Origin of the sequence: Lentzea sp. NBRC 105346, from assembly GCF_030269605.1 — a bacterium.
Taxonomy (GTDB): Bacteria; Actinomycetota; Actinomycetes; order Mycobacteriales; family Pseudonocardiaceae; genus Lentzea.
In genome coordinates, this window is record NZ_BSTQ01000006.1 from 89412 (window position 1) to 115710 (window position 26299).

Annotated in this window: 26 protein-coding genes and 1 pseudogene; 11 read left to right on the forward strand and 16 right to left on the reverse strand. The window is 67.6% G+C overall.

Annotated features, from left to right (window positions below; all coding sequences use genetic code 11):
* Genes QSK35_RS14850 through QSK35_RS14860 form a run of 3 tightly spaced genes read right to left on the reverse strand, consistent with a single transcriptional unit; the run spans position 1 to position 2502 of the window.
* Positions 1-780 carry a recombinase family protein gene (locus QSK35_RS14850; RefSeq protein ID WP_285746325.1) on the reverse strand — a complete coding sequence of 260 codons (780 nt, stop codon included), beginning with the start codon at positions 778-780 and terminating at the stop codon, positions 1-3.
* Entirely contained in the window at positions 777-1688 is a 912-nt protein-coding gene (locus QSK35_RS14855; RefSeq protein WP_285746327.1) for a DNA methyltransferase, read from the reverse strand. The genes QSK35_RS14850 and QSK35_RS14855 overlap by 4 nt, the downstream gene beginning before the upstream one ends.
* The gene (locus QSK35_RS14860) at positions 1681-2502 is read right to left on the reverse strand and encodes a hypothetical protein (protein WP_285746329.1); all 822 of its coding nucleotides are present in this window, start codon (positions 2500-2502) and stop codon (positions 1681-1683) included. The genes QSK35_RS14855 and QSK35_RS14860 overlap by 8 nt, the downstream gene beginning before the upstream one ends.
* Before the next feature lie 641 nt (positions 2503-3143).
* On the opposite strand from QSK35_RS14860, the gene QSK35_RS14865 reads away from it, so the two are divergent.
* The 11 genes and pseudogenes from QSK35_RS14865 to QSK35_RS14915 all read left to right on the forward strand — a co-directional run bounded on the left by QSK35_RS14865 (position 3144) and on the right by QSK35_RS14915 (position 15949).
* Positions 3144-4199: a serine/threonine-protein kinase gene (locus tag QSK35_RS14865; RefSeq protein ID WP_285746331.1), complete on the forward strand. Its 1056-nt coding sequence runs from the start codon at positions 3144-3146 to the stop codon at positions 4197-4199.
* 131 nt (positions 4200-4330) lie between these two features.
* Positions 4331-4669 carry a hypothetical protein gene (locus QSK35_RS14870; protein WP_285746333.1) on the forward strand — a complete coding sequence of 113 codons (339 nt, stop codon included), beginning with the start codon at positions 4331-4333 and terminating at the stop codon, positions 4667-4669.
* A gap of 2 nt (positions 4670-4671) precedes the next feature.
* The gene (locus tag QSK35_RS14875; protein WP_285746335.1) at positions 4672-6636 is read left to right on the forward strand and encodes a TrbL/VirB6 family protein; all 1965 of its coding nucleotides are present in this window, start codon (positions 4672-4674) and stop codon (positions 6634-6636) included.
* Complete coding sequence (locus tag QSK35_RS14880) at positions 6633-7847, forward strand: PrgI family protein (RefSeq protein ID WP_285746338.1); 1215 nt, start codon at positions 6633-6635, stop codon at positions 7845-7847. Before QSK35_RS14875 ends, QSK35_RS14880 begins: the two co-directional genes overlap by 4 nt.
* Entirely contained in the window at positions 7844-9751 is a 1908-nt protein-coding gene (locus QSK35_RS14885; protein ID WP_285746340.1) for a VirB4 family type IV secretion system protein, read from the forward strand. The genes QSK35_RS14880 and QSK35_RS14885 overlap by 4 nt, the downstream gene beginning before the upstream one ends.
* A 65-nt stretch (positions 9752-9816) precedes the next feature.
* Complete coding sequence (locus tag QSK35_RS14890) at positions 9817-10086, forward strand: hypothetical protein (RefSeq protein WP_285746342.1); 270 nt, start codon at positions 9817-9819, stop codon at positions 10084-10086.
* A gap of 75 nt (positions 10087-10161) precedes the next feature.
* Positions 10162-10526, forward strand: a pseudogene (locus QSK35_RS42830) (GP88 family protein); the annotation flags it as partial.
* Between the two features lie 55 nt (positions 10527-10581).
* Positions 10582-13125 (forward strand): helicase HerA domain-containing protein, encoded by a 2544-nt coding sequence (locus tag QSK35_RS14900; RefSeq protein ID WP_285746344.1) that lies wholly within the window; start codon positions 10582-10584, stop codon positions 13123-13125.
* 124 nt (positions 13126-13249) lie between these two features.
* Positions 13250-14293, forward strand: a complete 1044-nt coding sequence (locus tag QSK35_RS14905; protein WP_502881654.1) for a replication-relaxation family protein — start codon at positions 13250-13252, stop codon at positions 14291-14293.
* Positions 14294-14297: 4 nt separating this feature from the next.
* Positions 14298-15257 (forward strand): C40 family peptidase, encoded by a 960-nt coding sequence (locus tag QSK35_RS14910; RefSeq protein WP_502881655.1) that lies wholly within the window; start codon positions 14298-14300, stop codon positions 15255-15257.
* A gap of 362 nt (positions 15258-15619) precedes the next feature.
* Complete coding sequence (locus QSK35_RS14915; RefSeq protein ID WP_285746348.1) at positions 15620-15949, forward strand: hypothetical protein; 330 nt, start codon at positions 15620-15622, stop codon at positions 15947-15949.
* Positions 15950-16837: 888 nt separating this feature from the next.
* Here QSK35_RS14915 and QSK35_RS14920 read toward each other — a convergent pair.
* The 13 genes from QSK35_RS14920 to QSK35_RS14975 form a co-directional block, all read right to left on the reverse strand.
* Positions 16838-17374, reverse strand: a complete 537-nt coding sequence (locus QSK35_RS14920; RefSeq protein WP_285746350.1) for a hypothetical protein — start codon at positions 17372-17374, stop codon at positions 16838-16840.
* Between the two features lie 51 nt (positions 17375-17425).
* Positions 17426-17707 (reverse strand): hypothetical protein, encoded by a 282-nt coding sequence (locus tag QSK35_RS14925; RefSeq protein ID WP_285746352.1) that lies wholly within the window; start codon positions 17705-17707, stop codon positions 17426-17428.
* A gap of 93 nt (positions 17708-17800) precedes the next feature.
* Positions 17801-18598, reverse strand: coding sequence for a M48 family metallopeptidase (locus tag QSK35_RS14930; RefSeq protein ID WP_285746354.1), 798 nt, complete (start codon positions 18596-18598; stop codon positions 17801-17803).
* A complete protein-coding gene (gene dprA / locus QSK35_RS14935) occupies positions 18595-19476 on the reverse strand; it encodes a DNA-processing protein DprA (protein ID WP_285746356.1) in 882 nt (293 codons plus the stop codon). Before dprA ends, QSK35_RS14930 begins: the two co-directional genes overlap by 4 nt.
* Before the next feature lie 69 nt (positions 19477-19545).
* Positions 19546-19644, reverse strand: a complete 99-nt coding sequence (locus QSK35_RS42835; RefSeq protein ID WP_502881656.1) for a DUF8317 domain-containing protein — start codon at positions 19642-19644, stop codon at positions 19546-19548.
* Between the two features lie 22 nt (positions 19645-19666).
* Positions 19667-20347: a DUF8317 domain-containing protein gene (locus QSK35_RS14940; protein ID WP_285746358.1), complete on the reverse strand. Its 681-nt coding sequence runs from the start codon at positions 20345-20347 to the stop codon at positions 19667-19669.
* A 40-nt stretch (positions 20348-20387) separates the two neighbouring features.
* Complete coding sequence (locus QSK35_RS14945) at positions 20388-21653, reverse strand: hypothetical protein (RefSeq protein WP_285746361.1); 1266 nt, start codon at positions 21651-21653, stop codon at positions 20388-20390.
* Between the two features lie 101 nt (positions 21654-21754).
* Entirely contained in the window at positions 21755-22282 is a 528-nt protein-coding gene (locus tag QSK35_RS14950) for a hypothetical protein (protein ID WP_285746363.1), read from the reverse strand.
* 118 nt (positions 22283-22400) lie between these two features.
* Complete coding sequence (locus QSK35_RS14955; protein WP_285746365.1) at positions 22401-23651, reverse strand: phosphoadenosine phosphosulfate reductase domain-containing protein; 1251 nt, start codon at positions 23649-23651, stop codon at positions 22401-22403.
* 165 nt (positions 23652-23816) lie between these two features.
* A complete protein-coding gene (locus QSK35_RS14960) occupies positions 23817-24200 on the reverse strand; it encodes a hypothetical protein (protein ID WP_285746367.1) in 384 nt (127 codons plus the stop codon).
* Positions 24201-24282: 82 nt separating this feature from the next.
* Positions 24283-25089 carry a hypothetical protein gene (locus QSK35_RS14965; RefSeq protein WP_285746369.1) on the reverse strand — a complete coding sequence of 269 codons (807 nt, stop codon included), beginning with the start codon at positions 25087-25089 and terminating at the stop codon, positions 24283-24285.
* 169 nt (positions 25090-25258) lie between these two features.
* A complete protein-coding gene (locus QSK35_RS14970; RefSeq protein WP_285746371.1) occupies positions 25259-25414 on the reverse strand; it encodes a hypothetical protein in 156 nt (51 codons plus the stop codon).
* Between the two features lie 218 nt (positions 25415-25632).
* Positions 25633-26220, reverse strand: a complete 588-nt coding sequence (locus tag QSK35_RS14975; RefSeq protein ID WP_285746372.1) for a hypothetical protein — start codon at positions 26218-26220, stop codon at positions 25633-25635.
* Between the last annotated feature and the right edge of the window lie 79 nt (positions 26221-26299).

The window sequence follows — 26299 nt, forward strand, 5'->3', positions numbered from 1 at the left end:
TCATGCCGCGCCCGGCGGGGAATCGACCGGATCCACCGTGCCGGGCGGGGGCGCGGCGGGTGAGGGCTGAGCACGGTGGAATGTGCGCTCGTCGACCAGCGGCTCGTGCACTTTCGGAGCTGATGTGACCCACTGCTCCACCGGTGCCGGGCGACCGGCGATGGTGCGCGCCCATACCTGGCGGCCGGTGTACTTGACGTTGGTGACGATCCGTCGGACGGACTTGGCGGTCCACCGCCCGTTGGGCATCGGGGGTGGGTACTGACGCGGGTCGCTGTTGAGTCGTGCGGCGATGACGGCGAACTTCAGGCCGTGGTCGGCGCGCCAGCTGAAGATCTGCTTGACGACGGCGGCGGTCTGCCAGTCGGGGACGAGAACTGCGCGCAGTTTGCTGTGTCCACTTGGGGCAGTGACCCGGATCCTCAGGGCGCGGTATCCGTAGGGCGGCGGCCCGATCTGGTAGCCGGCGCGGACGATGTCGACCATCGCCTGGTGGGCGCGGAAGGTGGTCTCGGCGTGGTGCGCGGAGAGCACGGCCCACTGGATGCGGTTACCGCGGGCATCGACCAGCTGGCCGTCCGCACCGCCTGCGGTGTCGATGGCCGAGGCATCTGCCGGGTCTGTCCACAGGTATGTCCACAGTCGGGACCACCACGGTGGACGCGTCTCGACCACTGGTGTGCCGGTGCAGTGGTGGCGAGCTGCGGCGCGCAGCGCGGCGCGCTTGCGTCGGAACGCGGGGTGCCAGCCGCACTCGCGGCAGTACAGGCGCGTGGTCATGCCGCTCGCCTCCAGCCGGGGTACTCGACGCCGTTGACGGCGGGCCGGATGACCTCGTCCTCGGCCGGCCAGGGGACGCCGGCTGCCGTTGCTACGGCGAGTTCGGCGTCGTGTGCGAGTTGGAAGACGAGCACCTCGTGGTGCGCGGTGAGCGCGGTCGGCGCACCGGCGGCGCGGGCTCGGTCGGCGGCGCGGCGCTCGGCAAGTGAGGCGCGGGTGACCAGTCGGCTGCCACGCAGTCCGGCGGTCAGCGCGATGCACCGCTCGATCGGCGCCAACCCGGCCGACATTCCGGCGGCGATGATGGGGGTGGGCAGGTCGACCAGCGAGCCGTCCGGGTGTCGGAGAGGTCGCGCGACGACGACGAGGTGTCCGCCGGAACGCAGCAGCGGCTCGCAGTAGAGCAGTGTCGTGGTGAGGTCGGCGATGGCGGACTCGACCGGGTCGTGGTTCGGACCGCTCAGGCGGTCCGACGCGGTGCGCAAGGTGGTGAGGACAAGTCCGACTCGTCCGACCAACCCGGCAGCCTGGACGGTCGCGAGCATCTTCGGCCGGGCGTCGAGGACCGAGCCGTCGCGCCACGCGCCTGCAGCCTTGGCGGCGGTGATGTTCGCGCGGGCGAGCGTCCACCACCGGGTGCGGGCGGCCAGCCCGAGCGCGTGACGGCCAGCACGCAACGCCTCGGTCAGCACGGTCCCGGCACCGCAATCCGGGTCCAGAACGAGGTCGCCAGGACGCGTGTAGGTCGCGACCGCGTAGGCGGCGACGGCGGGCGGGATCCGGTCGGTGTCGGTCTCGGTGCCGAGCACGCAGCCGGCGTCACGCAGCTGCGCCAGAGGGGCACGCTGCCCAGTCGGCCATACCGACAACGGCGGAGTCAGCCAGGGCGGTGTGCGACGGTCAGTCATCGGAGGTCTCCTCGCCGTCGGCCATGCCTGTCGGGGTGGGCTGGCGGGCGAACACCAAGAGGTCCTCATGCACCTGGATGTGCCGAACGGAAGTCGTCGACCGTCCCGACGCGGCCGAGGAACGGTCACGTACGGCTGGTGCCGCTACGGCGAGCGCTCCGTCGCGGACGGGTTCGCGCAGCAGTGCGATGCGATCGAGGTAGCTCAGTCCGGCGTGGTGCGCGGCGCGCACGAGCGCCCCAGCTGGGTCGGCGAGCCGACCACTCGAACGATCACCTTGAGTAACAATGGCGAGGGTGCCGGTCGGGGTAAGCACGTCCGCCCAGTCGGCTGGGTGGAACCAGTCGAGCGTGCGGGGTTGGACTGCGGTGATGATCAGGTCGTAGTGGTCCGAACCGTGTCCGGTCGTGGCCGAGTCGGATTCGCGAAGGCGGTCCGCGGACGGTCCGACCGTGTGTCCGACGGACGGGCTTTCGGTGGTCAGTCCGGGTCCGGACTCCGACTCGGCCGGCTCGTTGACGGTGCACTCGGCGACGGGCTCGGAGTGCGCGACGGCGGTCTGCGTCTGGACGCCGCGGCCGAGTCGGGCCACGGTCCAGCCCGCTTCGTGCAGTCCGACATACGGGTCGTGCTGAGGTCGGTGGTGTACCAGCGTCGTCGGTCGTGACGCGGGCGGCGCGAGGTACGGAGCCGGGGCGAGCAGCAGTACCCGCTGGCCGGGCTGGGTATAGGTGGTGACGATCTTGATGACTGCGGCCAGCAGCCAGTTAGCGAGCGAGCCGGTTCCTTCACGGAGGTCCTCTTGAGCGCACATCCAGACGGTGCTCGGCCGGACGGGACGGAGGTGGGGCAGCGCGAGGTGCCGCGTGCGTGAGCGCGGTGTTCGCCGCGTCCGTGGTAGCGAGATCGGGACGGCCGGGAACTCGGTGGAACCGTGCTCAGAGTCGTCCCTTGGGGATCCGTTGCCGTGTGTTGGGGTCATCGTGGGTGTCCTCCGGCGGATGGGTGCCGTGTGTCCTGACACCCCTTAACTCCGCTTTTCGGCCCCGTTTTGGACACTCCGAACTGAATTTCTTGACGAATGCCGAGGTTTGCTTGGACCCGGCGGGTAGCAGGCTCTTCGGTTCTTGCCGGGGCCCGAACATTGGGGCCATCCGGCGGTATCGGGGCAGGCTTCCGAGCCGCGTTCTGGACGTGACGCGGCCAAGTTTTCCAAGATTTTTCCGAAGCCAAGCCGCTGATCTTGCGGCGAGGGCTGTGTCGAGAGCTTCTCGTGCGATGTCGGATACCAGCGCGCTACTAGTGTGCGACTATAAACGCAGTTCAGTGCCTACTAGTGCTGATCAAGCTCGACGTTCAACGTGTGACGATATGGATCTTTCTTGGAGGTGCGCCCTAGGTGAAATAGTAGTTCGCTAGTGGTGCCTGCGGCGGCGCACTAGTTGGCTGCTAGTAGTGGCGTGGTATTTCGCTGGTATCGGTCGTGGCTTCCTGACGTCGTTGTTGTTTGCATCGACGCCGAGGAGTCACGACATGGCGGCACAACCTGTTCTTCATCGCGGTCGCGACAGGGCTGTCCCGAACTCGTTGGATATCGCGCAGGATACGTTTAACTGGCTGGTGACCGGGCCTCATCCGCTGTCGCTGAACGGTCGGCTCTTTCCGGGACTGCCCGACCGGTACGTCCCGCTGGACGAGGTCCGCGACCGGCTGCTGGCGCGCCAGTGTTCGCAGGCGACGCGGGATGCGGTGTGGGCGCATCTGGTACTGCGGTCCCGTACTGAAGGAGCGACCTGGACGGTCGCCGCTGTCGGGGTCGCGCTACCCGCGTTGACCTCCGTGGCGGCGACCTTGACTGACCGGTTCGCAGGCGATCCGGCGGACGTGCACGCCGAGGTGTTGCGCGGATTCCTGTCCGCGTTGTCGACCATCGATCTGCGTCCGCCGCGGATCATGTTGCGGCTGCGATGGGACGCGTATCGGTCCGGTTATGACGCGCTCGCCGAGGCGCTGTCGGGTCCGACTCCGGTCGCACCGGGCTTCCGATCCACCCCGCCGCACGCGCCGTGGGGGCACCCGGATCTGGTGCTCGCCCGTGCGGTTGCGGACGGCGTCCTGACCCAGACCGAAGCCGAACTCATCGGCACAACCCGGCTCGAACTTGTCGCTCTCTCGGACTGGGCGGCTAGGCACGACGCCCCGGTCTGGGCTGCGTACAAGGTTCGTAAACGTGCCGAGGCGCGCCTGCTCACCTACCTGCGGGATGGCGCGGTCGACGAAGGCGAAACCGATTCCTTGACTGCTCAAGTGACTACCTCAGTTGCTCTGTCCCGACCGGCCTCTGTGACTCGCGTGCCGGAAGGGACATCACTTTCCGTATATGCACGGCTGGGCGGACGCGCGCAGAAAGTTCAGGGCCCGGTGTCCAAAACGGACGCGAAATCCGGAGTTAAGGGCTGCGGGACACACCCGCGCTCTGCCCGACCTTCGGAGGTGCCCCAATGCGCCTGACCACTCTCCTGTCCACCGCGTCCGAGCGGATCCCATCGGATCGACCGAGCTCATACTCAGTCGCGCCGGAGCCGTTGTCGACCGAGTCCGAGCTCACCGAGCCGACTTCCGGGACCACGCACAGCACTCCGATGTCTGGGTGTCGGCGGCTGTTGCTGACCGCAGCGCTGGTGGCGCTCACGGTCGCGTGCATGGCGTCGTCCGCTGCGGCCGACACCGTGCACGTAGTGGCGCTGGCGGCAACGGTGGACCAGGTCTTGACCAACATCCGCAACTGGATCATGGGCATCCTGGCGGGTCTGGCGACGGTGTTCTTGTCGATCGCGTTCGTGCGCCGGATCGCCGGCTCGGGTGATCCCGGTGAGATCGAGAAGTCGAAGACTGCCTTCAAGTCGGCCTGCTGGGGCTACGGCGGCGCGGCACTGGCGCCGCTGGTGGTGGAGATCCTCAAAGGGATCGTGGGGGCCTGACCATGACCGGCACCCACCCCACCCAGCGCCGTCCCCGGCAGCCGGTACCCGCGAGGCTCGACGTGTCGACGGCCGAGCGTCCCACCGGTGTGGCGCGAGCCGGTCGTGCGCGGCAGCGGGTGGTGTGGATGCTGCTCGCCAGCCTGCTGGTCGTGCTCGGCGGCGTGTTCACGCTCTCCGCGTCGGCGCAGCCCACGACACCCAGCACCGCACCGTCGAACCCAGCCGACCCGTGCGCGGGGCCGCAGCCGCCCGCGCCATGCCAACCCACCCCCACCCCGAACCCGACGACGTCGTCCCTATGCCCGACGTCCCCGCCAGGTCAGCCCCGCCCCCCAGGGTGCCTGCCGCAGCCGACCACGTCCTCGCCGACGCCGTCGTCGGTCCCGCCGGTGAGCGCTGCACCGGCCGCGTCGGGTGGGGAGTGCGGCATCACGAACCCGAGTGCGTGCGTCGGGGAGGGCGTCGCGGCCTTTGTGGATGTGTTGGTCGGCGAGTCGCTGAACATGCTGCTGCGGTTCATCGGCAGCACGTTGTTGTCCACGCCGACGCTGGACCAGTTGCCGCGCATCGGCGAGATCTGGGAGCAGTCGCGGCTGTTCGTGGTCGCCGCCTACTCCCTGCTCGTTCTCATCGCGGGGATCGTGCTGATGGGGCACGAGAGTGTGCAGTCCCGCTACTCGGTCCGCGAGATCGCCCCGCGGGTCGTGGTCGGGTTCATCGCCGCCAACCTCAGCCTGTTCCTCGGCGACCAGGCGATCCGTTTCGCCAACGCCGTCTCGGTCGCCGTGCTGGGTGACAGCCTCGATCCGCAGACAACGGGCCGGGCGGTCAGCGAACTGTTCGTCACGATGGTGACCAACTCGTTGCTCACTGGCGGGATGTTCGCCGGGTTCCTGTCGCTGGTGCTGACCATCTTGCTGGTCGCCCTACTGGTCGGCTACGTCGTGCGGGTCGCGCTCACGGTGATCCTGCTCGCGGGGGCGCCGCTGGCGTTGATGTGTCACGGCCTGCCACAGACCGAGGGTGTGGCGCACTGGTTCTGGCGCACCGGTGCCGGGGTGCTCGGCATCCAGGTCGGGCAGAGCCTGACGCTGATCTGCGCGCTGAAGGTGTTTCTGCAGCCCGGCGGGTTCACGTTCTTCGGCGCCCCCACTCCGGACGGGATCATCAACCTCATCGTGCTGATCGCCCTGGTGTGGATCCTGGTGAAGATCCCGACCTGGGTGCTGCGCCAGGCCCAGATCATCGGCGGACGTCGCTCGTTTGTCGGCGGGCTGGTTCGTGCGTTTGTGTTCGGCAAGGCGATGGGCCTGCTCGGCGGACGCGGCTGGGGACGACGCGTGGCCACTGCCTCCGCGACCGCCTCGCCCGGCGGTCCTCGCCACGTGCCCGCATCTCGTCGGTCAGCCCCGGTGCATACACGACGTCTGGTCACTCCGGAGATGGTCGCCCGGCGGCTGAGGGCGGCCTACGACGCGGAACGCATTCGGGCCGCGCGCCGATCGCGCGTGCCGTCGCAGGCGCCCCAGTTCCTGCAGCCGCAGCCTCAGCAGACTGTGCACGATCCCGCTGTCGTTCCGGCGACCCTGGGGCCGACACAGCCCGAGTTCAGCTCCGCCTCCGTGCCGGACACCCCTGTCGGCCGGTCGTCGCGGCGAGGACCGCGGCCCGGTTCGGCACCACAGTTCCAGGTCGCAGGTGGGCCGCGCCGACGTGGTGCCGCATCGCCGTCGGCTCGTCCGATCCGGGTGGCGTCAGTGCCGCCGCAGCTGCGGTTCCAATCGGTCACGTCTGCACCGCCGCAGCCCGCGAGTCCTGCCAGGCCGGCGTCCGCGCCCGCTGCGCCGGTGTTCCGGCAGGCGCAGCCGGAGCCTCGTCTCGGTGACGCCTACCGGCGGACGCACTCTGCTCCGCCGCCGGTGTTCCGCGCGCCGAGGCCAGCCCCAGGAGGTGAAGGGCAATGAGTTTGCCGGTAAGGATTCCCGCCGACGTCGATCGCGAGGACAGGGTGATCGGTTCGCTGACCGCGCGGCAGCTGCTCATCCTTGCCGTCACCGGGATCGTGCTGTACGGGACGTACACGGTTATCCGCGCGTTCGTTCCGCTGGCGGTGTTCCTGATCGTCGCCATCCCGATCGGTGCGGTCGCCGCGTTCCTCGCGCTCGGTCAGCGCGATGGCATCACCCTGGACCGGCTGGCCCTGGCGGCGTTGCGGCAGTGGATGAGTCCGCAGCACCGGGTGACCGCACCAGAAGGCATCCGCCCCGCACCGGAGTGGCTCACCAATCACGTCGACGTCAGCAGCAGGGGCAACACCAAGCGGAAGCAGAGCGCGGGCGCGGTGGTGTCGCCGGCCGCGTTGCGGCTGCCCGCCGAGGGGGTCACCGACACCGGGGTCATCGACCTTGGCAAGGACGGCGTCGCTGTGGTCGCGGTCTGTTCCACGATCAACTTCGGGCTCCGCACGCCTGCTGAGCAGGAGTCCCTGGTGGCCAGTTTCGGGCGGTATCTGCATTCGCTTACCGCGCCGGTGCAGGTGCTCATCCGGGCGGAACGGCTGGACCTGTCCGAGCAGATCGCAGAGCTGCGCGAGCAGGCCGGTGGACTGCCGCACCCGGCGCTGGAACAGGCGGCGCGCGAGCACGCCGAGTACCTCGACCAGCTCGGCCGCGCCACCGATCTGCTGCGCCGTCAGGTCCTGCTGGTCCTGCGCGAGCCGTTGCTCGCCGGTGGCCTGGCCGACGGGCTGGGCGGTGCCTCGCCGCTGGCCGCCCTGTCGGCGCGACGTAAGGCCGCCAAACAGGCTGGCCTGGTAGACGACGCCACCCGGCGGGCCGCCGAGGCCCGGCTGCTGCGCCGGCTCGGGGAGGCGGTCGAGCTGCTCTCGCCGTCAGGGATCACGGTCACTCCGCTGGATGCCGGGCAGGCCACCGCGGTGCTGGCCGCGGCCTGCAACCCCGACAGCTTGATTCCGCCGGGCGCTGGGTTGGCGGGGTCGGACGAGGTCATCACCACCGCCCCGGATGAGGGCTGGGACGAGACCGCGTTCGGCCGCTCCGCGCTCACCACTCACGACGAGTTTCCCAATACCGAGGACGGCTGGGACGACGGTTTCGACGACACCGCCGAGGAGCCCGACGACTACGACAACGCCGCAGGGAGGTACTGCTCATGAAGGCCAAGGACAAGCGACGCGGGAAGCCCCCGACCGTCCAGCCGCCGCTCGGGCGGGCCGGCGCGTTCACCCCGGACGCCATCTCGGTCCGCCCCCGCGCGCTGGAAGTCGGTGGCGAATGGGTCTCGTCGTTCGCCGTCACCGGCTATCCGCGCGAGGTGCACAACGGGTGGCTGCAGCCGCTGTTGACCTACCCCGGCCGCGTGGACGTCTCGTTGCACATCGAGCCGATCGACCCGGTCACCGCGGCGGACCGGTTGAAGAAACAGCTGTCCAAACTGGAGTCCGGACGGCGGCACACCAGCGAGAAGGGCAGGCTGTTCGACCCCCAGGTTGAAGCGGCTACGGAGGACGCTTATGACTTGTCCGCGCGGGTCGCCCGCGGGGAGGGCAAGTTGTACCGGATGGGCCTGTACCTGACGGTGCACGCCCCAACAGAGGAAGCCCTCGGCGACGAGGTCGCGGCAGTCCGTGCGCTGGCGGCGTCCCTGCTGCTGGACTGCAAACCGACCACCTACCGCAGTCTGCAGGGCTGGGTCACCAGCCTGCCGATGGGCCTGGACCTGGTCGGCATGCGCCGCACCTTCGACACCAGCGCGCTGTCCGCCGCATACCCGTTCACATCGCCAGACCTGCCGCCGCCGGACCCGACGTCGGTCGGCGCACCGAGCGGGGTGCTCTACGGCTTCAACGTCGGAAGCCAAGGTCTCGTGCACCACGACCGGTTCGCCTTGGACAACCACAACTCGGTGATCCTCGGCCGCTCCGGCGCGGGCAAGTCGTACCTGGTGAAGCTGGAGCTGCTGCGGTCGCTGTACCGCGGGATCGAGATCCACGTCATCGACCCCGAGGACGAGTACGCCCGGCTGGCCGCCGCGGTCGGCGGGACGCATGTCCACCTCGGTGCCGAGCAGGTCCGGCTCAACCCGATGGACCTGCCGATCCACACCCGCCCGGACGGACGCCGCACCGCACCCCGCGACGCGCTCATCCGACGGTCGCTGTTCCTGCACACCGTCATCTCAGTGCTACTCGGGAGCGAGCTCACGGCAACCGAACGCGCTGCGCTGGACCGGGCGATCACCGCGACCTACCAGCGCATCGGCATCACGTCCGATCCGCGGACCTGGACCCGCCCGGCACCACTGCTGGCCAACCTCGCCGATGTCCTCGCCGACGGCGGTGACCCCGCCGGGGTCGAGCTCGCCGCGCGACTGCACCCGTATGTCACCGGCGCGTTCTCCGGAATGTTCTCTGGCCCTACCTCGACCCGGCCCGAGGGGCACCTGGTGGTGTTCTCGCTGCGGGATCTCGCCGACGAGCTCAAGCCGATCGGCACCCTGCTGACGCTCGACGCGGTCTGGCGGCAAGTCTCCAACCCGGCCATCCGCAAACCCCGGCTGGTCGTGGTCGACGAAGCCTGGCTGCTGATGAAGGAACCCGCAGGCGCCGAATTCCTATTCCGTATGGCCAAAGCGTCACGCAAGCAGTGGGCGGGCCTCACGGTGGCCACACAGGACACCGCCGACGTGCTGGGCTCGGATCTGGGCAAGGCGGTCGTCGCGAACGCGGCGACGCAGATCCTGCTGAGGCAAGCCTCGCAGGCGATCGACGAGATCACCCGCACCTTCGATCTGTCCATGGGGGAACGCCAGTTCCTGCTCTCCGCGGATCGCGGCCAGGGGCTCCTGTCGACCGGGACGCAAAGGGTCGCGTTCCAGTCCATTGCCTCACCAGTCGAGCACGAGCTGGTCACGACTAATCCCGCAGAGATCTTCGGGATTCACGACAACTTGTCGGGAATCCCGAACTCCTACGTCGAACTCGGCACCGACGACGCCGCGAGAATCGCGGACACGTTCGACGACGACGGCGCGTCGCAGATCGAACTCGACGCAGCATAGAGCGATACCACGTGATAGCCAACAACAAGGTAACCCTATCGATCCACCTACTCAGGGAGTTAGTCATGCAATCTCAACGAACATACGGTAATTCGGCATCCTGCTGGCGCGCGCTGGCACTCCTACTTCGCCTGGGAGCATTCATCATCCTGATCGCGGTCGTCGCACACTGGCCTTTCCAGTCCCTTGTGGTCTATCTCGGCATTGTCATCCTGGTGGCGATTGGCGCCGTCGTCGCGATCTGGGAACACCGCCGGGATAGTGGGGGCCTTAAGTTCGTGATCACACTGCCGGCCAATGGATGTACCGATCACGACCCGACTGGATCACGCTGACAACGCGCCCACTTCCGCACGACGTCGGAATCCTGGAGGCCTTCGACAGCGAAGCGAATCCGCTCGCGAATCTCTCTGCGGGTCTACTCCTACGGGGGAACCCAGGGCACCGCCCTGAACACCGGACGCAGATCGCGTGGCCGATGTGTTTCCGACGAAGCGGCGATCACTGCCGCCGGGTGGGCCTCCCAGGAAGCCAGCGATCTGCTCGCTGTACTCGGCCCGCGACTCGTGGATGTCCCGGCCAATCGGATCCCCGCCTACCTCAAACGGTTGGCCAGCCGCCGGTTCTCCGAGTGGCAGGCCGAGGTCGATCCGAACGCTCCGCCCGCCACGGCCGCCGGCATCTGCGCCTGGACGTCGACAACACCCGCACCGCCACCGAACCCGGCACAACTGATCGCGTACAGACGCAGATCGACAAGCCGCGGGCCGCCTGACCCGAGCACATCCAGTCATGCCCAACTCCGTCACCGACTTCATCGGAGGTCCCCGATGTCCTGGTCGATCATCGCCGCGCCCGTGTCCTCTGTCCCGCAACCGCGCGCCGATTTGGCAGTGGGTGTGGTCGCTTCGCCGGTCGGCGACTACCTGCGCGACCCGCTCGGCTCGGTCCACAACGTACTGGCCTACTTGCGTGACTTCGCGCTGACCTGGGGCCCGATTGTCGGGCCGTTCCTCGTAGTCGCCATCACCGCCGCGGTCGTCGCGCGGTGCCGGTGGCGGCGCCGCTACCACGAGAAGCTGGTCATTGATGCCCGCCTGGTCACCGTGCTGGCGCCGCCAACAGTCGACCCATCCGGGGCGATCACCGTGTGGTCCAACCTGGTCGGTCTGCTACGGCCAGGCTGGCTGCGCCGGTTCAGCGGGCAACCACACCTCGGCTTCGAGCTGACATTCACCGCGGACGGCGTGCACATCAGGCTGTGGGTGCCCGGCCTCGTGCCACCCGGCATGGTCGAGCGCGCAATCGAAGCGGCCTGGCCCGGCGCACATACCCGCACCACCCCGGCCAGGCCACCGATCCCGCTCACCGCCGCGGCAGGCCGACGGGTCGAAGCGGTCGGCGGTGAGCTGCGGCTGGCGCGGCCGGAGGCGCTACCTATCCGCACCGATCACCCAGCCGACCCGATCCGGGCGCTGCTCGGCGCGCCGGTCGGGCTCGGCCCGCACGAGCGGGCCTGCGTACAGGTTCTCGCCCGCCCGGTCGCCGGGCACCGGGTAACCAAGGCACGCCGGGCCGCACGGCGCGTGCACGCGGGCGGCTCGGTCAACCTGGTCGGCCGGTTGCTCGATGCCATCACGCCGGGCACGACACCCCAGTCGTCGACCAGTACGCGGACGCCACAGCTCGATCGGCAGACCAGCCTGGAGTACGCCGCCCAGGACCGGGCTGTTGTGGAGAAGCTGCGGGCGAACCAGTTCGAGACCCGCATTCGCTACGCCGTCGCCACCACCGTCCCCAGCGACGCGACGTCAGGCGAGATCCAAGCGGTGCGGGAGGTACTACGGGGCCGCGGGCACGCGATCGCCTCGGCGTTCGCCGCCTACTCCGAGCACAACCACTACCGCCGGGTCCGGCTCCGCCGCAACACGGTTAGGGTGCTGGCCGAGCGGCGGCTCGGCAAGGGCGATCTCCTCTCGATTCCGGAGCTGGCCGCGATCGCGCACCTGCCGATCGACGAGGCCACGCCCGGCCTGCAGCGGGCAGGTGCGAAGGCCGTGCCGCCACCGCCGGGTATCGCGACAACCGGTGATCTGATCAAGCCGTTGGGGTTGTCGGACTCCGGGCACTCGCGCCCGGTCGGCCTGCACGTCGCCGACGCGCGGCACCACCTGCACATCCTCGGCGCCACCGGCTCCGGCAAGAGCGAGCTGATGGCGCGGATGATCCTTGCCGACGCCGAGGCCGGCCGCGGTGTGGTCGTGGTCGACCCGAAGGGCGACCTGGTCTCGGACATCTTGATGCGGCTGCCCGAGAAGCTCGGTGAGAAGGTCGTGCTGTTCGACGCCGACTCACGAGCCCGCCCGCCGGTGCTCAACCCGTTGGAAGGAAAGGACAAGGCCCGCGCAGTCGACAACCTCGTCAGCATCTTCTCCCGGATCTACGCCTCCTCGTGGGGACCGCGCACCGACGACATCCTGCGCGCCGGGCTGCTGACGCTGACCGCGATGCCCGGCACACCGACCCTGATCGACCTGCCGAAGCTGCTGACCGTGCCTGCGTTCCGGCAACGGGCCTGCGACCAGATCGACGACGACGTGCTCAAAGGCTTCTGGTCCTGGTACGACGACCTGTCCGACGCCTCACGCGCACAGGTGATCGCGCCACTGATGAACAAGATCCGCGGCTTCCTGCTGCGCCCATTCGTCCGCGCCGCCATCGCGGGCGGCGCGTCCACAGTGGATATGGACGAGGTGCTCAACACCGGTGGCATCTGCCTCGTCCGGATCGCTCGCGACGCCCTGGGCATGGAAACCGCCCGACTGGTCGGCTCGATCGTCGTGGCGCGCACCTGGCAGGCCGCCACCCGCCGTGCTCGCGTCCCGCAGCGGCACCGCCGTGACTGCGGGTTGTACGTGGACGAGTGCCACAACTTCCTGAACCTCGCGTATCCGTTGGAGGACATGCTCGCCGAGGCCCGTGGCTACCGGCTCTCCATTGCATTGGCGCACCAGTACCTCGGACAGCTGCCGAAGGAGCTCGAAGAGGGCATCAGCACCAACGCCCGGTCGAAGATCTTCTTCAACGCCAGCCCCGAGGACGCGAAACGGCTCGCACGGCACACCATGCCGCGGCTCTCTGATCACGACCTGTCCAACCTCGGCGTCTACCACGTCGCCGCCCGCCTGGTCCTGGGCGGCGAGGAAGCACCACCGTTCACCGCTGTCACCGAAAAGCTCCGGCCCGCGATTCCCGGACGCGCCAAGGCAATCCGCACAGCAGCAAAGATCAACACCCGTCCGCCGGTCGCCGCCGCAGACAACACGACGGCGCGGCTCGGACATGCAACCGTAGACCCTCGCCGAGCGGTATAGCCCGCCGGTTTCGCTCTCCCGCAACGCATGCGGGTCACCCAGAGCGCACGTCGCGGCCCTTGAGCCAGCCCTGCGCTGCCTCGGCCTTCGCCAACTTCTGCCCAAACCTCGGAGGTGCGTACCCATGATTTCGAATCCCACGCCTCAACGGGCATTGCGTGGACACATGCCGCAACGGCCCACGCCACGCGCGGCCACCACCGGAGAGCACCACGCCCAGCTCGCCAGGCGGCTCACCCTCCGGGACCGATGGCTGGCGCGGATGCTGCACGAGCACAAGGTGCTCACCACCCAGCAGATCATCGAACTCTGCTACCCGAGCGTACGCTCGGCCAACCACCGCCTTCTCGACCTCTACAAGTGGCGAGTGCTCGACAGGTTCCAGCCGTTCGTCACCTCCGGCACCGCCCCGATGCACTACGTGCTCGACATCGCCGGCTCGGTCGCGCTGGCTTACGAAGACGGCCTCGATCCCAGGAAACTGGGCTACCGACACGAAGACGCCATCGGCATCGCACACTCGCTACGCCTGGCGCACACCGTGGGCGTCAACGGGTTCTTCACCACCCTCGTGGCCCTCAGCCGACGGCCCGGCGCACGGGGACGGCTGACCGCGTGGTGGTCCGAACTCCGCTGCGGGCGGCTCTTCGGCGACGTGGTCCGCCCCGACGCATACGGACGCTGGCGCGAAGACGGCCACCAAATCGAGTTCTTCCTCGAATTCGACTTCGGCACCGAAGACCTCAGCAAGCTCGGCCGCAAGCTCCACGGCTACGAAAGACTCGCCACCACAACAGGAATCACCACACCAGTACTGGTCTGGCTGCCCACCAACCGCCGCGAAACCAACGCACGCCGAGCACTCGCTGACGCACTGTCCCAGTTGGATCGCCCCACGCTGGTGCCGGTAGCCACCAGCGCCGCGGACATCGCGGGCGTGGTCGGCGAGAACAACCCCGCCGTCGCCCGGTGGCTGCCGATCTCCGGACCGTCATCACGACGACCGGGCCGGATGCGGCTCGTCGAACTCGCCCAACTCTGGCCCCATGTCGAGACACCCACCGCAGCGCCGTCGACGACATCCCTCCCGGCCCAGCAGGTGCCGGCGGAACTCACCGCGCCAGGGCCACTCCCACCATCCCCAACCGCCAGCCGCTTCCGGAGGTGACCCCTTGAAGATCGCCATCGCCGCCGTTACGGCCATGATCACCATCCCCATGCTCATCGGCGGCATCGGGCAAGCCGTCGTCAAGGCCCTCTTCGGCAGCAGCAGCACTCAGCCCAGTCAGGAAGCCCTCGCCGACATCCCCGGTGACTACCTCGACCTCTATCAAGCAGCGGCCCCCGTGTGTCCTGGCCTGGACTGGACTATCCTCGCTGCCATCGGCAAAATCGAGAGCGATCACGGCCGCAGTACGCTGATCGGTATCGCCGAGGGAACTCAGAATTTGGCTGGGGCACGAGGGCCGATGCAGTTTCTTCAGTCCACTTTCGACAGTGTTGTTGATCGACATCCGCTGCCACCTGGAGGGAAAACTCCTCCGTCACCGTGGAACAAGCACGACGCGATCTACGCGGCGTCCTTCTACCTCTGCGATTCCGGTGCGCCAACAGACATTCGCAAAGCGATCTTCGCCTACAACCACGCGGACTGGTACGTCAACGACGTCCTCGCGCAAGCCAAGAAGTATGGCGACGCAATGGTCGGCACCGGCGACTGCAACAACATCCAGGCGCCCAGCCGTGCGACGATCGTGGCCATCAACTTCGCTTGCGGCCAGCGCGGTCTGCCCTACGTCTGGGGCGGCAATGGACCGGCTGGCGGTGACGCTGGGTTTGACTGCTCGGGGCTGACAATGGCCGCATACAACGCGGCCGGAATTTCCTTGCCCCGCACTGCGCAGACACAGTACAACGCTGGGCCATTGGTACCCGCCAACGAGCCGCTGCTCCCCGGCGATCTCGTCTTCTACGGCACACCCGGCAATGTTCACCATGTTGGCCTGTACATCGGCGCGGGAAAGATGGTGCACGCTCCGACGTTCGGTGAGCCAGTACAGGTTGGCGGGTATCGCTGGAACGGGGACGACTACCTTGCGGCCAGCCGACCAGTTGGCAACGCGCGCTTGTAGTTTCCACGCGCACTTGACCTTCTCCGCGTGCGGATGACCACAACATGACCGCCTGATCAAGTATGACGGAAACACCGGGGTCATGACCTGTTGCGACAGCAGGAAAGACGAAGCAAGGGCGACTACCGGGCTCACCAACCAGGAGAACCTTGATGCGGACTCTAATCAGGAAGCGCGGAATCACCAGGTGGCACAACGCCGAATGATCAGTTGCCGACGGGGACCTGTACTAGCTCGACGGCTGCTCCTCGTGACGCCGCGCAGCTTGTGCAGTTCGTCGCCGTAGTCGGCATCGGCGTGATAGAAGGCAAGCGCCTGTTGCTGGCCGAGGTGTCCGGCTGAAGAAGTTTCACGCTTTCGATATGTCGACGGCTGCTCTGTTCGACGGAAAGATCTACGTCATGCGTTTGATTCCTACGAGCCTGCTCGCTGCCGCCACGATGATGGCTATCGCCCCTGCGGCCCAGGCAGACCCCATCGACGACCTTCAGCCTTCTGGTCCCGGCATCCCGTTGTGCCTCGGGGCCTCGCAGGAGGCGGGAGTGGGCGCGCTTGGCAACTGGAACGCCAACGCGGGACACGTCGCGCTCCAGCAGGTAGCCCAATTGAGTCCCAGTCAGCACGACGTGTACAACATCGTGTCCGGCGGTAACGTGATCACCCCCGGCGATCACTACTGCTCCCAGGGCTGATCCTGTCTCACCGAAACGGCGCTGACCGAACTGGTCAGCGCCGTTTCGGTGAGACGTGCGGGACCGCAGTCAGCTTCGCCAGCAAGTTCGCGTGATGCGAAAGCCAGCATCGCTACGGTTGTGCCAGCAAGTGGCCCGGAAATGCCAGTTGGGACTGAGGCCCGTGATCAGATTCAGCCGGAACCTACAGCGCTTGTAGCCGATGTGCGGTCTCGGAAAGCCCAGGGCTCCGAGCTGTGAGACGTATCGGCATCACAGGTTTGGCGGACCACCAGTTCGGCGCGAGGTAGGCTGGACTGCGTTGGAGTGTTGGCTGTCGGTCCCGGCTAACACGTCATTGAAGGGCTCGCGTTGGGCGACGGAAAGCTGTTTGTCGAGGTCTGGGGTTACGACCATCCGTGCAGCTCGTGTGGTGCCGGGATGACTTGGGTTTTCGGGCTTCGGCCATGGCATCGGCCGCAGGTCGGCGAACTGGTGACATGCGACCAGCCCAATGCCGTGGACACCGCCCGCTTGATCCTCGACGAAGCTGGACTAACCGACCTGGCTGCGCAGCTCCGGCAACGTCCACAGAGAGCACGCGGCTCCAGCTTCAACCCAAATTCGTGTCGTTCCTGCCGGTGCCAGGCTGACTGGCACATCCTCGAAGACGTGACCATCCGCGCACTACACGAAGGCTGGGTAAGCCTTGCCCGCACCCGGATCCCTATCCCGCGGTGGCGGGAGCTTCTGGATGAGCGGCACGGTGTATACGCGTTCTAACGCCATCGCGGCTCAGCTGCAGTGCTCACGCTGATCGTTCACCACCTAAACTCAGCAGATAGTCCAATATGGACGCTGCGCCGTCGATGGCGTGCTCAAAGACACCGCCCCGAATGAGCGCACTGATCACAGTGGTAGCGACTTGCGAGAGGTCTTCACCGGCTTCCCGCCGTTGTAGTCGGTGATGTAGCCAGTGGGCTCGTGCCAGTGTGAGGACCAGGCATGTTCCTTCACCGCCTGCACGAACCGCTTCAGTGCCGTCAGTTGCGCGGCGCGGTCAGTTCGTTCGACGACATCGCGCGGACCGAGAAGCAGCACGGTCTCGTCGATCTCGTGCCGTTCGCAGTAAACGACTTCACGGACCGCATGGAGGATGTCCCAGCTGCGACAGTCAGTCGACATGCGGGCTGCGATCCCGAATGCCACGGCTGGTTCCCTGGCAGGGAAGAAGAACCACTGTCCGGCGGTCGCGACCGCGTAGCCGCGTTCGACGATGTGCCCCTGGTTCGCCAGCTCACGCGTCGGCAGGTTCTCCAGCTCCACGGCGGCGAAGTAGTCCGCGTGCAGCTGGTTCCCGGACACCGTCGCGCCCCGCTCGTAGAGCTGGCACGGTGACTTGCTGCGCGACATCGCGGTCAACGTCTCCTTCCGATAGCGGCCCATACGTGCGCACGCGCTCTCGATCCTCGACGATTCGATGTGATCATGCGGAACTCAGGACTCGTCGCTGGCACCTTCGAGAAGTTTGTACACGTTGCTGCGCTGCATGCCGACCTCCTTGGAGATCCTCAAGCGCGGAACTCCTGCTGCGTCTGCCGCGAGCACGGCCTGCTGGCGTTTCTTACGAGCCTCTCGTTGCTTCGCGAGTAGGCTCTCGATGTCTGCTTCGAGCGCGGCCTGCCTGGTGCGGGCGGCTTCCAGATCGGCCTTGACTCCCTCGACCTCGGCCCGAGCGGCGCGGAGCTGCAGGACTTCCTCGGGGACGTTCTCGCTCATCGGGGAGCCTCTCTCGCCTGGCGTCATCGTTTCGCGTACGACGACACTTGGTCATCGCGGACTGTCTATCACGCATGTCTATCACCTCATAAACTAGGACATCTGCGCAGATGGCTGGCGTGGCTGGTAGTCGCCGAGCCAGGCATGTCGGCCGGCTTCGTCGAGCTCGGCCTTGCGCTGCTTCCAGTCCGGCATCCACAGGCTCAGCCGTCGCTGCCATGCCGGACCGTGGGCTTGACCGGGTGGCTGAGTCGCGTGGGCTTGTTCGTGCACGAGCACGTACTCGATCAGTCGTAGGGGCAGTCCGAACACTGCCCAGTGGAGCGTCGTCGTGTGCTTGGGCGGCCCGTAGTAGGCACCCCACCGACGGCGGCCCAGGTCACGCACGACGTAGTCGAGACTGTCGATCCGGCCGTCCAGCTCGTACTGACGGCCTTCGCGCTCTACCCAGGCGAGCCCGACCTGCTGGTACAGCCCGATCACGGCCCCGCGGACCAGCTCCGGCCGCTGCCTCTGCGCGGACAGGACGCCGTCAGGCGTGATCAGAGGCAGCTGTGCGGCACTCGCCGGCAACCCGTCGACCAGCTGGAGCCGGTAGCGTCGGCCGAGCAGGTCGAATTCTTCGCCGTCGACGAACTCCTTAACCGCGTGATCCGGGGCCAACCGCCTGGCCGCATCGACCTTCTCGGTGATCCATCGACGATGATTGCCGACAAACCGTGCAACCTGCTCCGGGGCGGCAGCCGGCGGGACCAGCACGGCAACACCGCCTCCCGGATTGACCTGGATGCCGGTGCACCGCCGTCGCGGACGGATGGCCACCTCGACCCGCCACTCGGGCGGCAGGTCGAGGTCGGCCAGGGCGGCCAGGAAGGCATCAGGGGCCGTCATCGCACTCCCTCCTGGTAGTTGATGTGCTCGACAGAGCTGGCCACGATCGCGGCGCCGGTGCGCAGCAGCTCGTGAACGCCCTTCGACGTGGCAGAGTGGATCGGTCCCGGTACGCCGTAGACCCGACGGCCGAGCTCGTTGGCGGCTTGGGCGACGGTGAGAGCGCCGCTGCGCTGCCCGGCTTCGACGATCACAGTCGCTGTGCTGAGCGCAGCCAGTAGCCGGCATCGAGCGTGGAAGCGGACGCGGGTCGGCGGCGCGCCGATCGGATATTCGCTGACGAGCAGTCCGCCCTGGTCGATCACCGTCTGGTAGAGGCGGGCGTGCTGGTGCGGGTAGGTCAGGTCGACACCGTTGGCGAGTACGACGATCGTCCTGCCCTGGCCTGCCAGTGCGCCACGGTGCGCCGCCTCGTCCACTCCGAGACCGCCGCCGCTGACGACGGTCACCTCGGCGCGAGCGAGCTCACAGCTCATGTCCCCGGCTACCGTGTTCCCGTACGCCGAGGACGCGCGGGCGCCCGTGACCGTGACCGCGGGACTGGTGAGTTCGGCCAACGAGCCGCTGCCGCGTATCCACAGCGCCAGCGGAGCGCCGTGGCCGGTCGCCAGGCTGGTCAGCCGGCCGAACGGCCACTCGTCGTTCTCGGGCGTGAGCAAACGCGCCGTTCCGTCGTCGAGGGCTCGCAGGTCGTCGTCGATCCGGGCTTCGGGCCGGGTGATCTCGCTGCGCACGGTGGCGGGGGCGGTTCCGTGCCGGATCTGGGCGACGGCGTCGACCGGCCCGTGGACGGCGACGTACTGGTGGATGGCTGGTGCTGGTGGTTCGGCTGCGCGCAGTAGGAACAGCCTGGCGTGCAGTTCATCGCGTGAAGGCATGGTCAAACTCCTGGATGGGTCGGTGTGGCGGTTCGGTGGGGTTCCGTGCTTGGCCGGCGCTGGTCCGGGCTAGGGCTCGGTGCGGTCGTGCAGCGGGATGGGCAGGCTGTGACCGATCAGTTCGCGCCAGCGGGAGTCGCTGGTGTGCACGTGAGCACCGGAGGCCATGAACCACGTTCCTGACGGGGCGTCAGCGGGGGCGTGCGACGTAGCGGCCGTACTCGAACAGCAGGTACACGCCCGGTGCGTCGTCCGAGGGTTCGGAAATCCGGGCGACAGCGGGGAGTGTCCGATCCTCGCCAACGCCGAGGATCGTCACGTAGCGGACGCGGGAGGACAGGCCCTTGTTAGGGCTGTGGAATGGGCCGGTCAGGATCTCCGCACGCAGTCCTTTCCGGACGACTGGCACTTCGATGACGCCGTCCCCGAGTTCGGGGACCTGGTCGAGTTCTGTGATGCCCCAGGGTGTTTCGGTGTAGGAAGCCAGAATCCGGTAGGCCGGTATGTAGGCGGCGCCATGGCGCACAGTGGTTGTGGCCTCAGCGGGCAGCCGGGTCAGCACGGTCTTGCGCAGGGTGTTTGTCCAGGCGTGCGCTTCGCTGGTGGGCCAGCCGATCGTTCCGCTGGTCTGGTACTCGTAGCAGTCCAGCAGGCACAGCACTGCGATCGGATGCAGCGCGCGGTCGGTCACCGTCGCGACGTAGTCCGGCGGCTCGCTGTCCTCCTGCTCGGCGTCGCGAACGGGCCGGTGCTGCTGAAGAAGCATCTGGCCGACCGGAGTGAGATCGTCGAGAACGCCGATCAAGCCGAATTGCAGACCGGCATTGACGAGTCCATCGATGTGGGCGGGGTGCAGGTCGAACCGAGACATGGCGGTATCCCTTCAAGAGACGGAAAGAGCGGTGGCTGGTTCAGGCCGCGCTGCTGCGGCCCTGGCTTTCGATGAGGGCTTGCTGCACGGTGCCAATGGCCGTGTCGACGCGGCGCTCCAGCCGGGCCAGTGCCTCGTCGGTGTTGTCGGCCCAGGCGTCGGCGAAGCTGTCGATCTTCTTGTCCTGCGCCTGGGCGGGAGCGACGGTGTAGAACTCCTCCTGGGTCGGATAGTTCCCGTCGCAGCGCTTGCGGAGCCATAGCCGGCGGTGGGTATCTCGATCGCCATCGCGGGCCGGTGCTCCGGCGATCTCCTCGTTCTTCGTCAGCGGGATGTCGACGAGCCGGCTGACTTCGGCCAGTGCGTTGTGGACGGTGCGGTGCCCGCCGAGCAGGACGCTGTCCACGGATCGGGCCGCGTTGGCCGGTGCGTAGTAGACCCGGCGTACGCGGTAGATGGCCCACGGCATCGTCTTCATGCGGGTTACGGCGAGGGTGATGGGCTCGGTCACCTGGTCACGGCGCAGTCGGGTGATCAGTGACTTGCCGGGCCCGAACAGGCCCGATCGAGGGTTGAGCGCCAGACAGACGTACTCGTCGATGATGTGCTGTGCCGCTTCGGTTGGGAGCGCGGCGAACCGTGCGAGTTGCTCGGGCCAGCCCGACTTGTTGCCAGCGTAGGGACAGTGTCGGCAGCAACTTTTCGGCCACGCCACGCCGAGTTTGCGGTACAGGTAGTCGAGGCAGTCCTGTCGGCTCCATCCCCATTCGTAGATCGGGTACGTCGGGATGCGTTGTCCGCCCATGGAATAAGCGGAGTCCCGCGTGATCCTGGTGTGCTCGTGGACGTTGAACCCGAGCGCGTGGATGTAGGGTCTGTCGCCGAACTCGTTGGCCCGCCAGGCATCCTGTGGCGTTCCCTTGGCTTTCTGGCTGCATTTGCGGACTCCGCCGAGCTGCGGCATGGTGCCGGTGACGCGGTTCTCGCGGGAGAGCTTGTACACCCCGTCGAGGTGCAGCCGGTACGGTTGCCGGGTGTCCTGGAGGACGGCGACGCCGTCCTGCTTGGTCGGGCCGTTGCGGGCGACTTCGACCAGGCGAACGTTGTGTTTGCGGAGCAAGGGAAGAATGTGGTGCTGGACCAGTCTTCCGGTGGTGCTCCACTCGTCTCCGGTCTGCGCGATGACGACGATCAGGTTGGAGAAGTCCAGCGCGATCGTGTCGGGTCGGGCGGCCGTGTTGGTGAGCATGCGGAGGATGCCGGCTGTTGATTCCGCACCCATCCCGTACGACCAGATGTAGGGCATCCGATCGAGGGGTTCGGCGGTTGTTCGTGTCCTCCCTTGCATGTTGTCCTCCGTCGTGATTTCCGTGCGGACAGTCGATCCGCGTGGATCGCCTGCAGTGGTTAGAAGATGTTCGGCAGGCGCCAGGTGATGGGCCGGATACGCAGGGGCCGCGTGCCTGCGTAGGAGGCGGCGAGGTTGCCGTGGTCGGTGATGACCCGATAGCCGGCGAGCCACACGGCGAACCACGGTTCGGCAGCAGCGCCTCGGCGAGCCGACGCGTCGGGCGCCGACAGCATGTTCGTGTTCAGTCGTGGCAGGGACGAGCGGTAGTGATCCAGTTGTCCGCCGATCATCGGGCAGGACTCGCTGGTGTACGCGGCGCACCAGGGATGTAGTGCTGGCTCGCTCGTGCACTGCCGTGGCAGGTCGGACAACCGCATCATCAGCAAGGCGCGGTGCTCCAACGGCCGTCCGCACACGCCGCACCACCGGTTGACCAAGGCGTGGCCCATCCGATCGCGATCGACCGAGCCGAAGAGGTACCGCCCGTCGGCCGTGCGAGGCGTGATCCAGGGCACGACCAGTCCACCCGCAGTCGGGAGATGCTGTAGCGACAACGGAATTGGGGGCACGACGATGTCGTTCATGATCCTTTCTCCATTGGGTTGTCGCGTCGCGCACGCACGCGAAGGCACGTGCGCGACGCTGAAGGTGGATGAATGACGGCCACGCGACTTGCCCGCGTCTGATTCGACTGCCGAGCTGTCAGGCTGCGCGTGACGTGGAGTCGCGTGCGCACCCGTTGGCCTGGCTGCCGATGCGGAGTTCGAGCCGCACGGTTTGGCTGTGGCAGCAGTACAAGGCGCGTGGGTCGAGCCAGTCGGTGTTCCGGTGGTCGTCCGGCGCGAGACCGACGGCAGTGGGCACGCCGAGGTCGGCATCGGTGTCGGTGAACAACCTGCCGGCGCCGAGTGTGATCTCCTCGCCAACCATCGGCGTGACGGGTGCGAGGGACCGCGCGATATCGCCACAGTGGCCGGAGCGACGGGTCTCGACAACCACGGCAACGAGTCGTCCAGGTTGTCCGACGGGTGCGTTCTCGAACGAGACGTAGTCCTCGGCGTCCGGGCCGGTGAGCAGGAAGACGGTGCCGTAACGGTCGGTCTGGCGCTCGGACCTCGGCCACCACAGTTCGCCCTGGCCGAGCTCGATCGTGGCGGTCTCCTCGGTGTGTTCCGAGGTTGGGTGGTGCTCGGCGGCGGCGATGATCTCGGCCATGGACATGTCGTTGCGGAACCGGTGTCCGATCTCGGCTTCCAGATCGGCGTACTCGGCGGCCAGCTCCGGGCGTAGTTGCGCGGCGCGCACGAGATCCGCACGACTGGCGAGCACGCAGAGGGAGCACGACAGGCGGGTCATGCCCTGGTCGTAGGCCGGGTGGTACGGCACACCGGACGTACGGATGCGTTGCCATACCTGGGTTTCGGTCCAGTCGTGGATCGGAAGCCAGGTGTCAACGGTGCGCCGTCCGCTGCTGGCGGCCTCGTCACGGCTCAGGCTTGCCTTCTTCAGCCGTGCCCGCGATTCCTCGGCGCGTAGGCCCATGCAGTTCAGCACGCGGGCCGGACGGCCGAGATCGCCGAGCTCGGCGACCAGTTGCGTGATGAGTTTCCTTGCAGGGCCTCGCTTCTGATCCGAAGTGCAGTAGCGAGCCGCGGCCGAAGGCCAGCGCCCGCGGCGGCGAACCTGGTCGAGGAGCTGTCCTTGCTCGCGGTGGCGTTGTTCGTAGCGCACCCCGTAGTGCTCGGCCTGCTTGCGGGCGAGTTCGCTGGTGCCGGGCCACTCGACGTGGCCGAGCGCGCAGTGCAGGACGGTGATGCGATCGAGCACTCCCGTGGCCTCGGCGAGGGTGCAGACTTCGTCGAGCATCGCTTGCGAGTCTTTGCCGCCGCTGCTGTTGACGAGGATGACGTCATAGGCTGCGAGGTTCGGCACTTCCGTGGTTGACGCGTGCATGAGTCACCCCTTTCATCAACGTGATGCGATTGGAGTCCTGAGTGGACTTTGGTGTCGTTGGGTCGTGCGTGAGTGGGTGCGCAGACAGCGCGATGCCCTCCCCTGGTGGGCTTCCAACGCTGGGGAGGGCATCGCGCCGATGCGTGTATCTGGTCGACGGAGTGGTCAGGAGTGGCGGTGGCACCGAATGGCGTGATCGACGGCGTTGGTGATCGTGTCGCCGTTGGTCTGGGCGCTTGCGTGTTGGTAGAGCGGCCAGGACCAGACGCAGTCGCGTCCGTCGCAGTAGATGCGAACGTGTCCGTCGTCGTCTTCCTGTAGTACCAAGGGAAGCCGGTGCCGCTCGGGCTCCGATCGCTGGGGCGTGCCGCCCAGCAGGGTAAGGCGCGAACCGTCCTGAAATCCCACGTCGACCCCGCGTTCGGCGAGGTGTTGCACGACGTGGCTGACCAGGTCTTGCGCATTGACCTTGCCGACGGCCGAGCCGGGCCGGACGGGATCTTCGAGGTAGTGGTAGACCAGGTCTTCCAGTGTTTCGAACAGAATCATCGGTTGAGCCCTTTCGTGGGAGGCGAACAGGTGCGTGGGAAGGGAGCGCGTGCCGGCCAGACACAGGCGACGGTTGGCGGCGCTACTTGTACTCGCGCTTCCACCTGGCTTCGACCTTGAGCGCGAGTTCGTCGCGCAGGTCGTCCTCGGTGCGGCCGTGCTTCGCGGCCAGTGCGGCCAGGATGAGCCGGGCGTCCTCCTGGTACTCGGCGATGGTGTCTCGGTGGCGGGCGATGCTTGCCCTGGCCAGGTGCCGGGCGTAGGCCACGGCGTCCGCGTAGGAGCGGCGGGCCGTAAACTCGGTGTCGATCTGCCCATACCCCTTGGTGCGCAAGGGCGTTCCGTCCGGTGCGGTAATCGCTTTCGCGGCCTTGGTCTTCGCGCGCTCGGCCTTCTCCGCTTCCCGCGCGAGTTGTTCGGGGGTCTTGATCCGGCTGGGCCGGTTACGGACGTCGACCGGCGCGCTGGGGTAGCACTCGGTGCACGCGGCCTTGCCGGCCTGCTCGACGATCTCGGTCTCGTCGTGCCCTGAGAGCTGGGTGAGCCAGGCGAACCGGGTGGACGGGAAGCAGGTACGGCACGCCATGGTGCGGTGCACATGGCCACCGGTGTTGAGGACCAGCCAGGCGCGGGTCCAGCCGCCTCGGCGTTCGAACTCCGCATCGAGGGGACGCGCTGCGGCTTCGCACTCGGCGATGGTCTGGCGGGCCTGTTCGATCCGTGGCTGCAACTCGGTCGTGTACTGGGCCATGCCGTCGTTTACCAAGCGCCGGACGCGGGCGGTGAGCTTGTTGAGGGCGTCCTGGGCCTTGGCGTGGTTGATGCCGAGCCGGGCGAGCTCTTCGTCGATCTCGGACGGGGTTGCGGTGGCGGGGGCGTCGATGGGCATGGTGGTTCACCTCGGAATGGGTTCGGGCCAGGCCGTGTCGGCCAGGCGGGGGGCGTGGGAACGCGTCGCCGGTGCGCCAGGCGCGGATGGCTGGGGCGAATTCGCTGGTGATGGAGCGGTCGAGGTCGCGGGTGTCGATTGCGGTTCGGCCGTTGCGTTGGGCGTCGGCCTACAGGTCGAGGACCTTGGTGAGGCTGTCGGCCAGCAGCGCGGTCAGCGGCATGCCGGGGGTGGTGTAGTGGTCGAGCTGGCGGACCGGCAGCTCGACCACGTTCTCGGGTCCGGGTTTGGCGCAGGACAGGGTGACCCTGTCGATCTGGGACATCGGCGGTGAGTTGGGAGACGTAGGCCCAGCAGCCCATGCGGTTGGTCGCGTGGGTCAGTGACTGGTGCGGTAGGTGGCGTTCCCGTGCCATGTCGAGCGCTTTGGCGCGGTTCGCCGGCATGGTGAGCTCACGTCGTCCAGACGCGCCCGTGATTGGTCGAGGCGGTCGTAGAACTTCACGAACGCGAGGGGCTCCTTTCCTTTGTGGTGGCGCGGTGTCACGTGCGGGTCCGGGCGAGCGTGCGAGGTGGCAGGGCGGTGGTGGTCCAGCCGTAGAGGTCGAAGACCTGGCGGGCGTGGGTGCGGCAGTAGAGGTCGAAGGCGCCGCCTTGGCCGGCGTGGGTAGCGCGACGGTGGCAGTAGCGCGGGGCGCGGCCGTTGCCGAATTCGGTTTGCCAGGTGCACACACGCAGCCGGTGCACGCGGACAACGAGGCCAGGGCCGCCGTTGACGCCGGTCCAGCGGCCTCCGTCAACGTCGGTGGCGTGCCAGACGTAGCGGGTCCACATCCCGCCGGACGGTGTGTAGGCGCGCCTGCCGACCTGGCGGGCGTCGGCGGGGTCGATCGTGGCCAGGTGCCCGCCGGGCCAGGTGGTCAGCGCGTCACCGGCCGAGGACACGTAGGCGACGAACGTGTTCGCGCGGGTCATGGCCTCGCGTTCACGGTCGTTCGAACACGAGTAGCAGCTTGTGGCGCTGGTGGTCGGGTTGAGCGCGCGGCCGGTCCCGATGCCGGTGGGGTCCGGCGTGGCGGTGTGGCCGCAGTCGAGGACGTCCGCGATGGCGGCGGATGAGGAGGTGGTCATGGCGGTGTCGGTCCTTTCCAGCCGGAGATGTGCGCGGCAAAGCCCGAGAGGTCGCCTCGCCGGTGGGGCCGGTGGACAT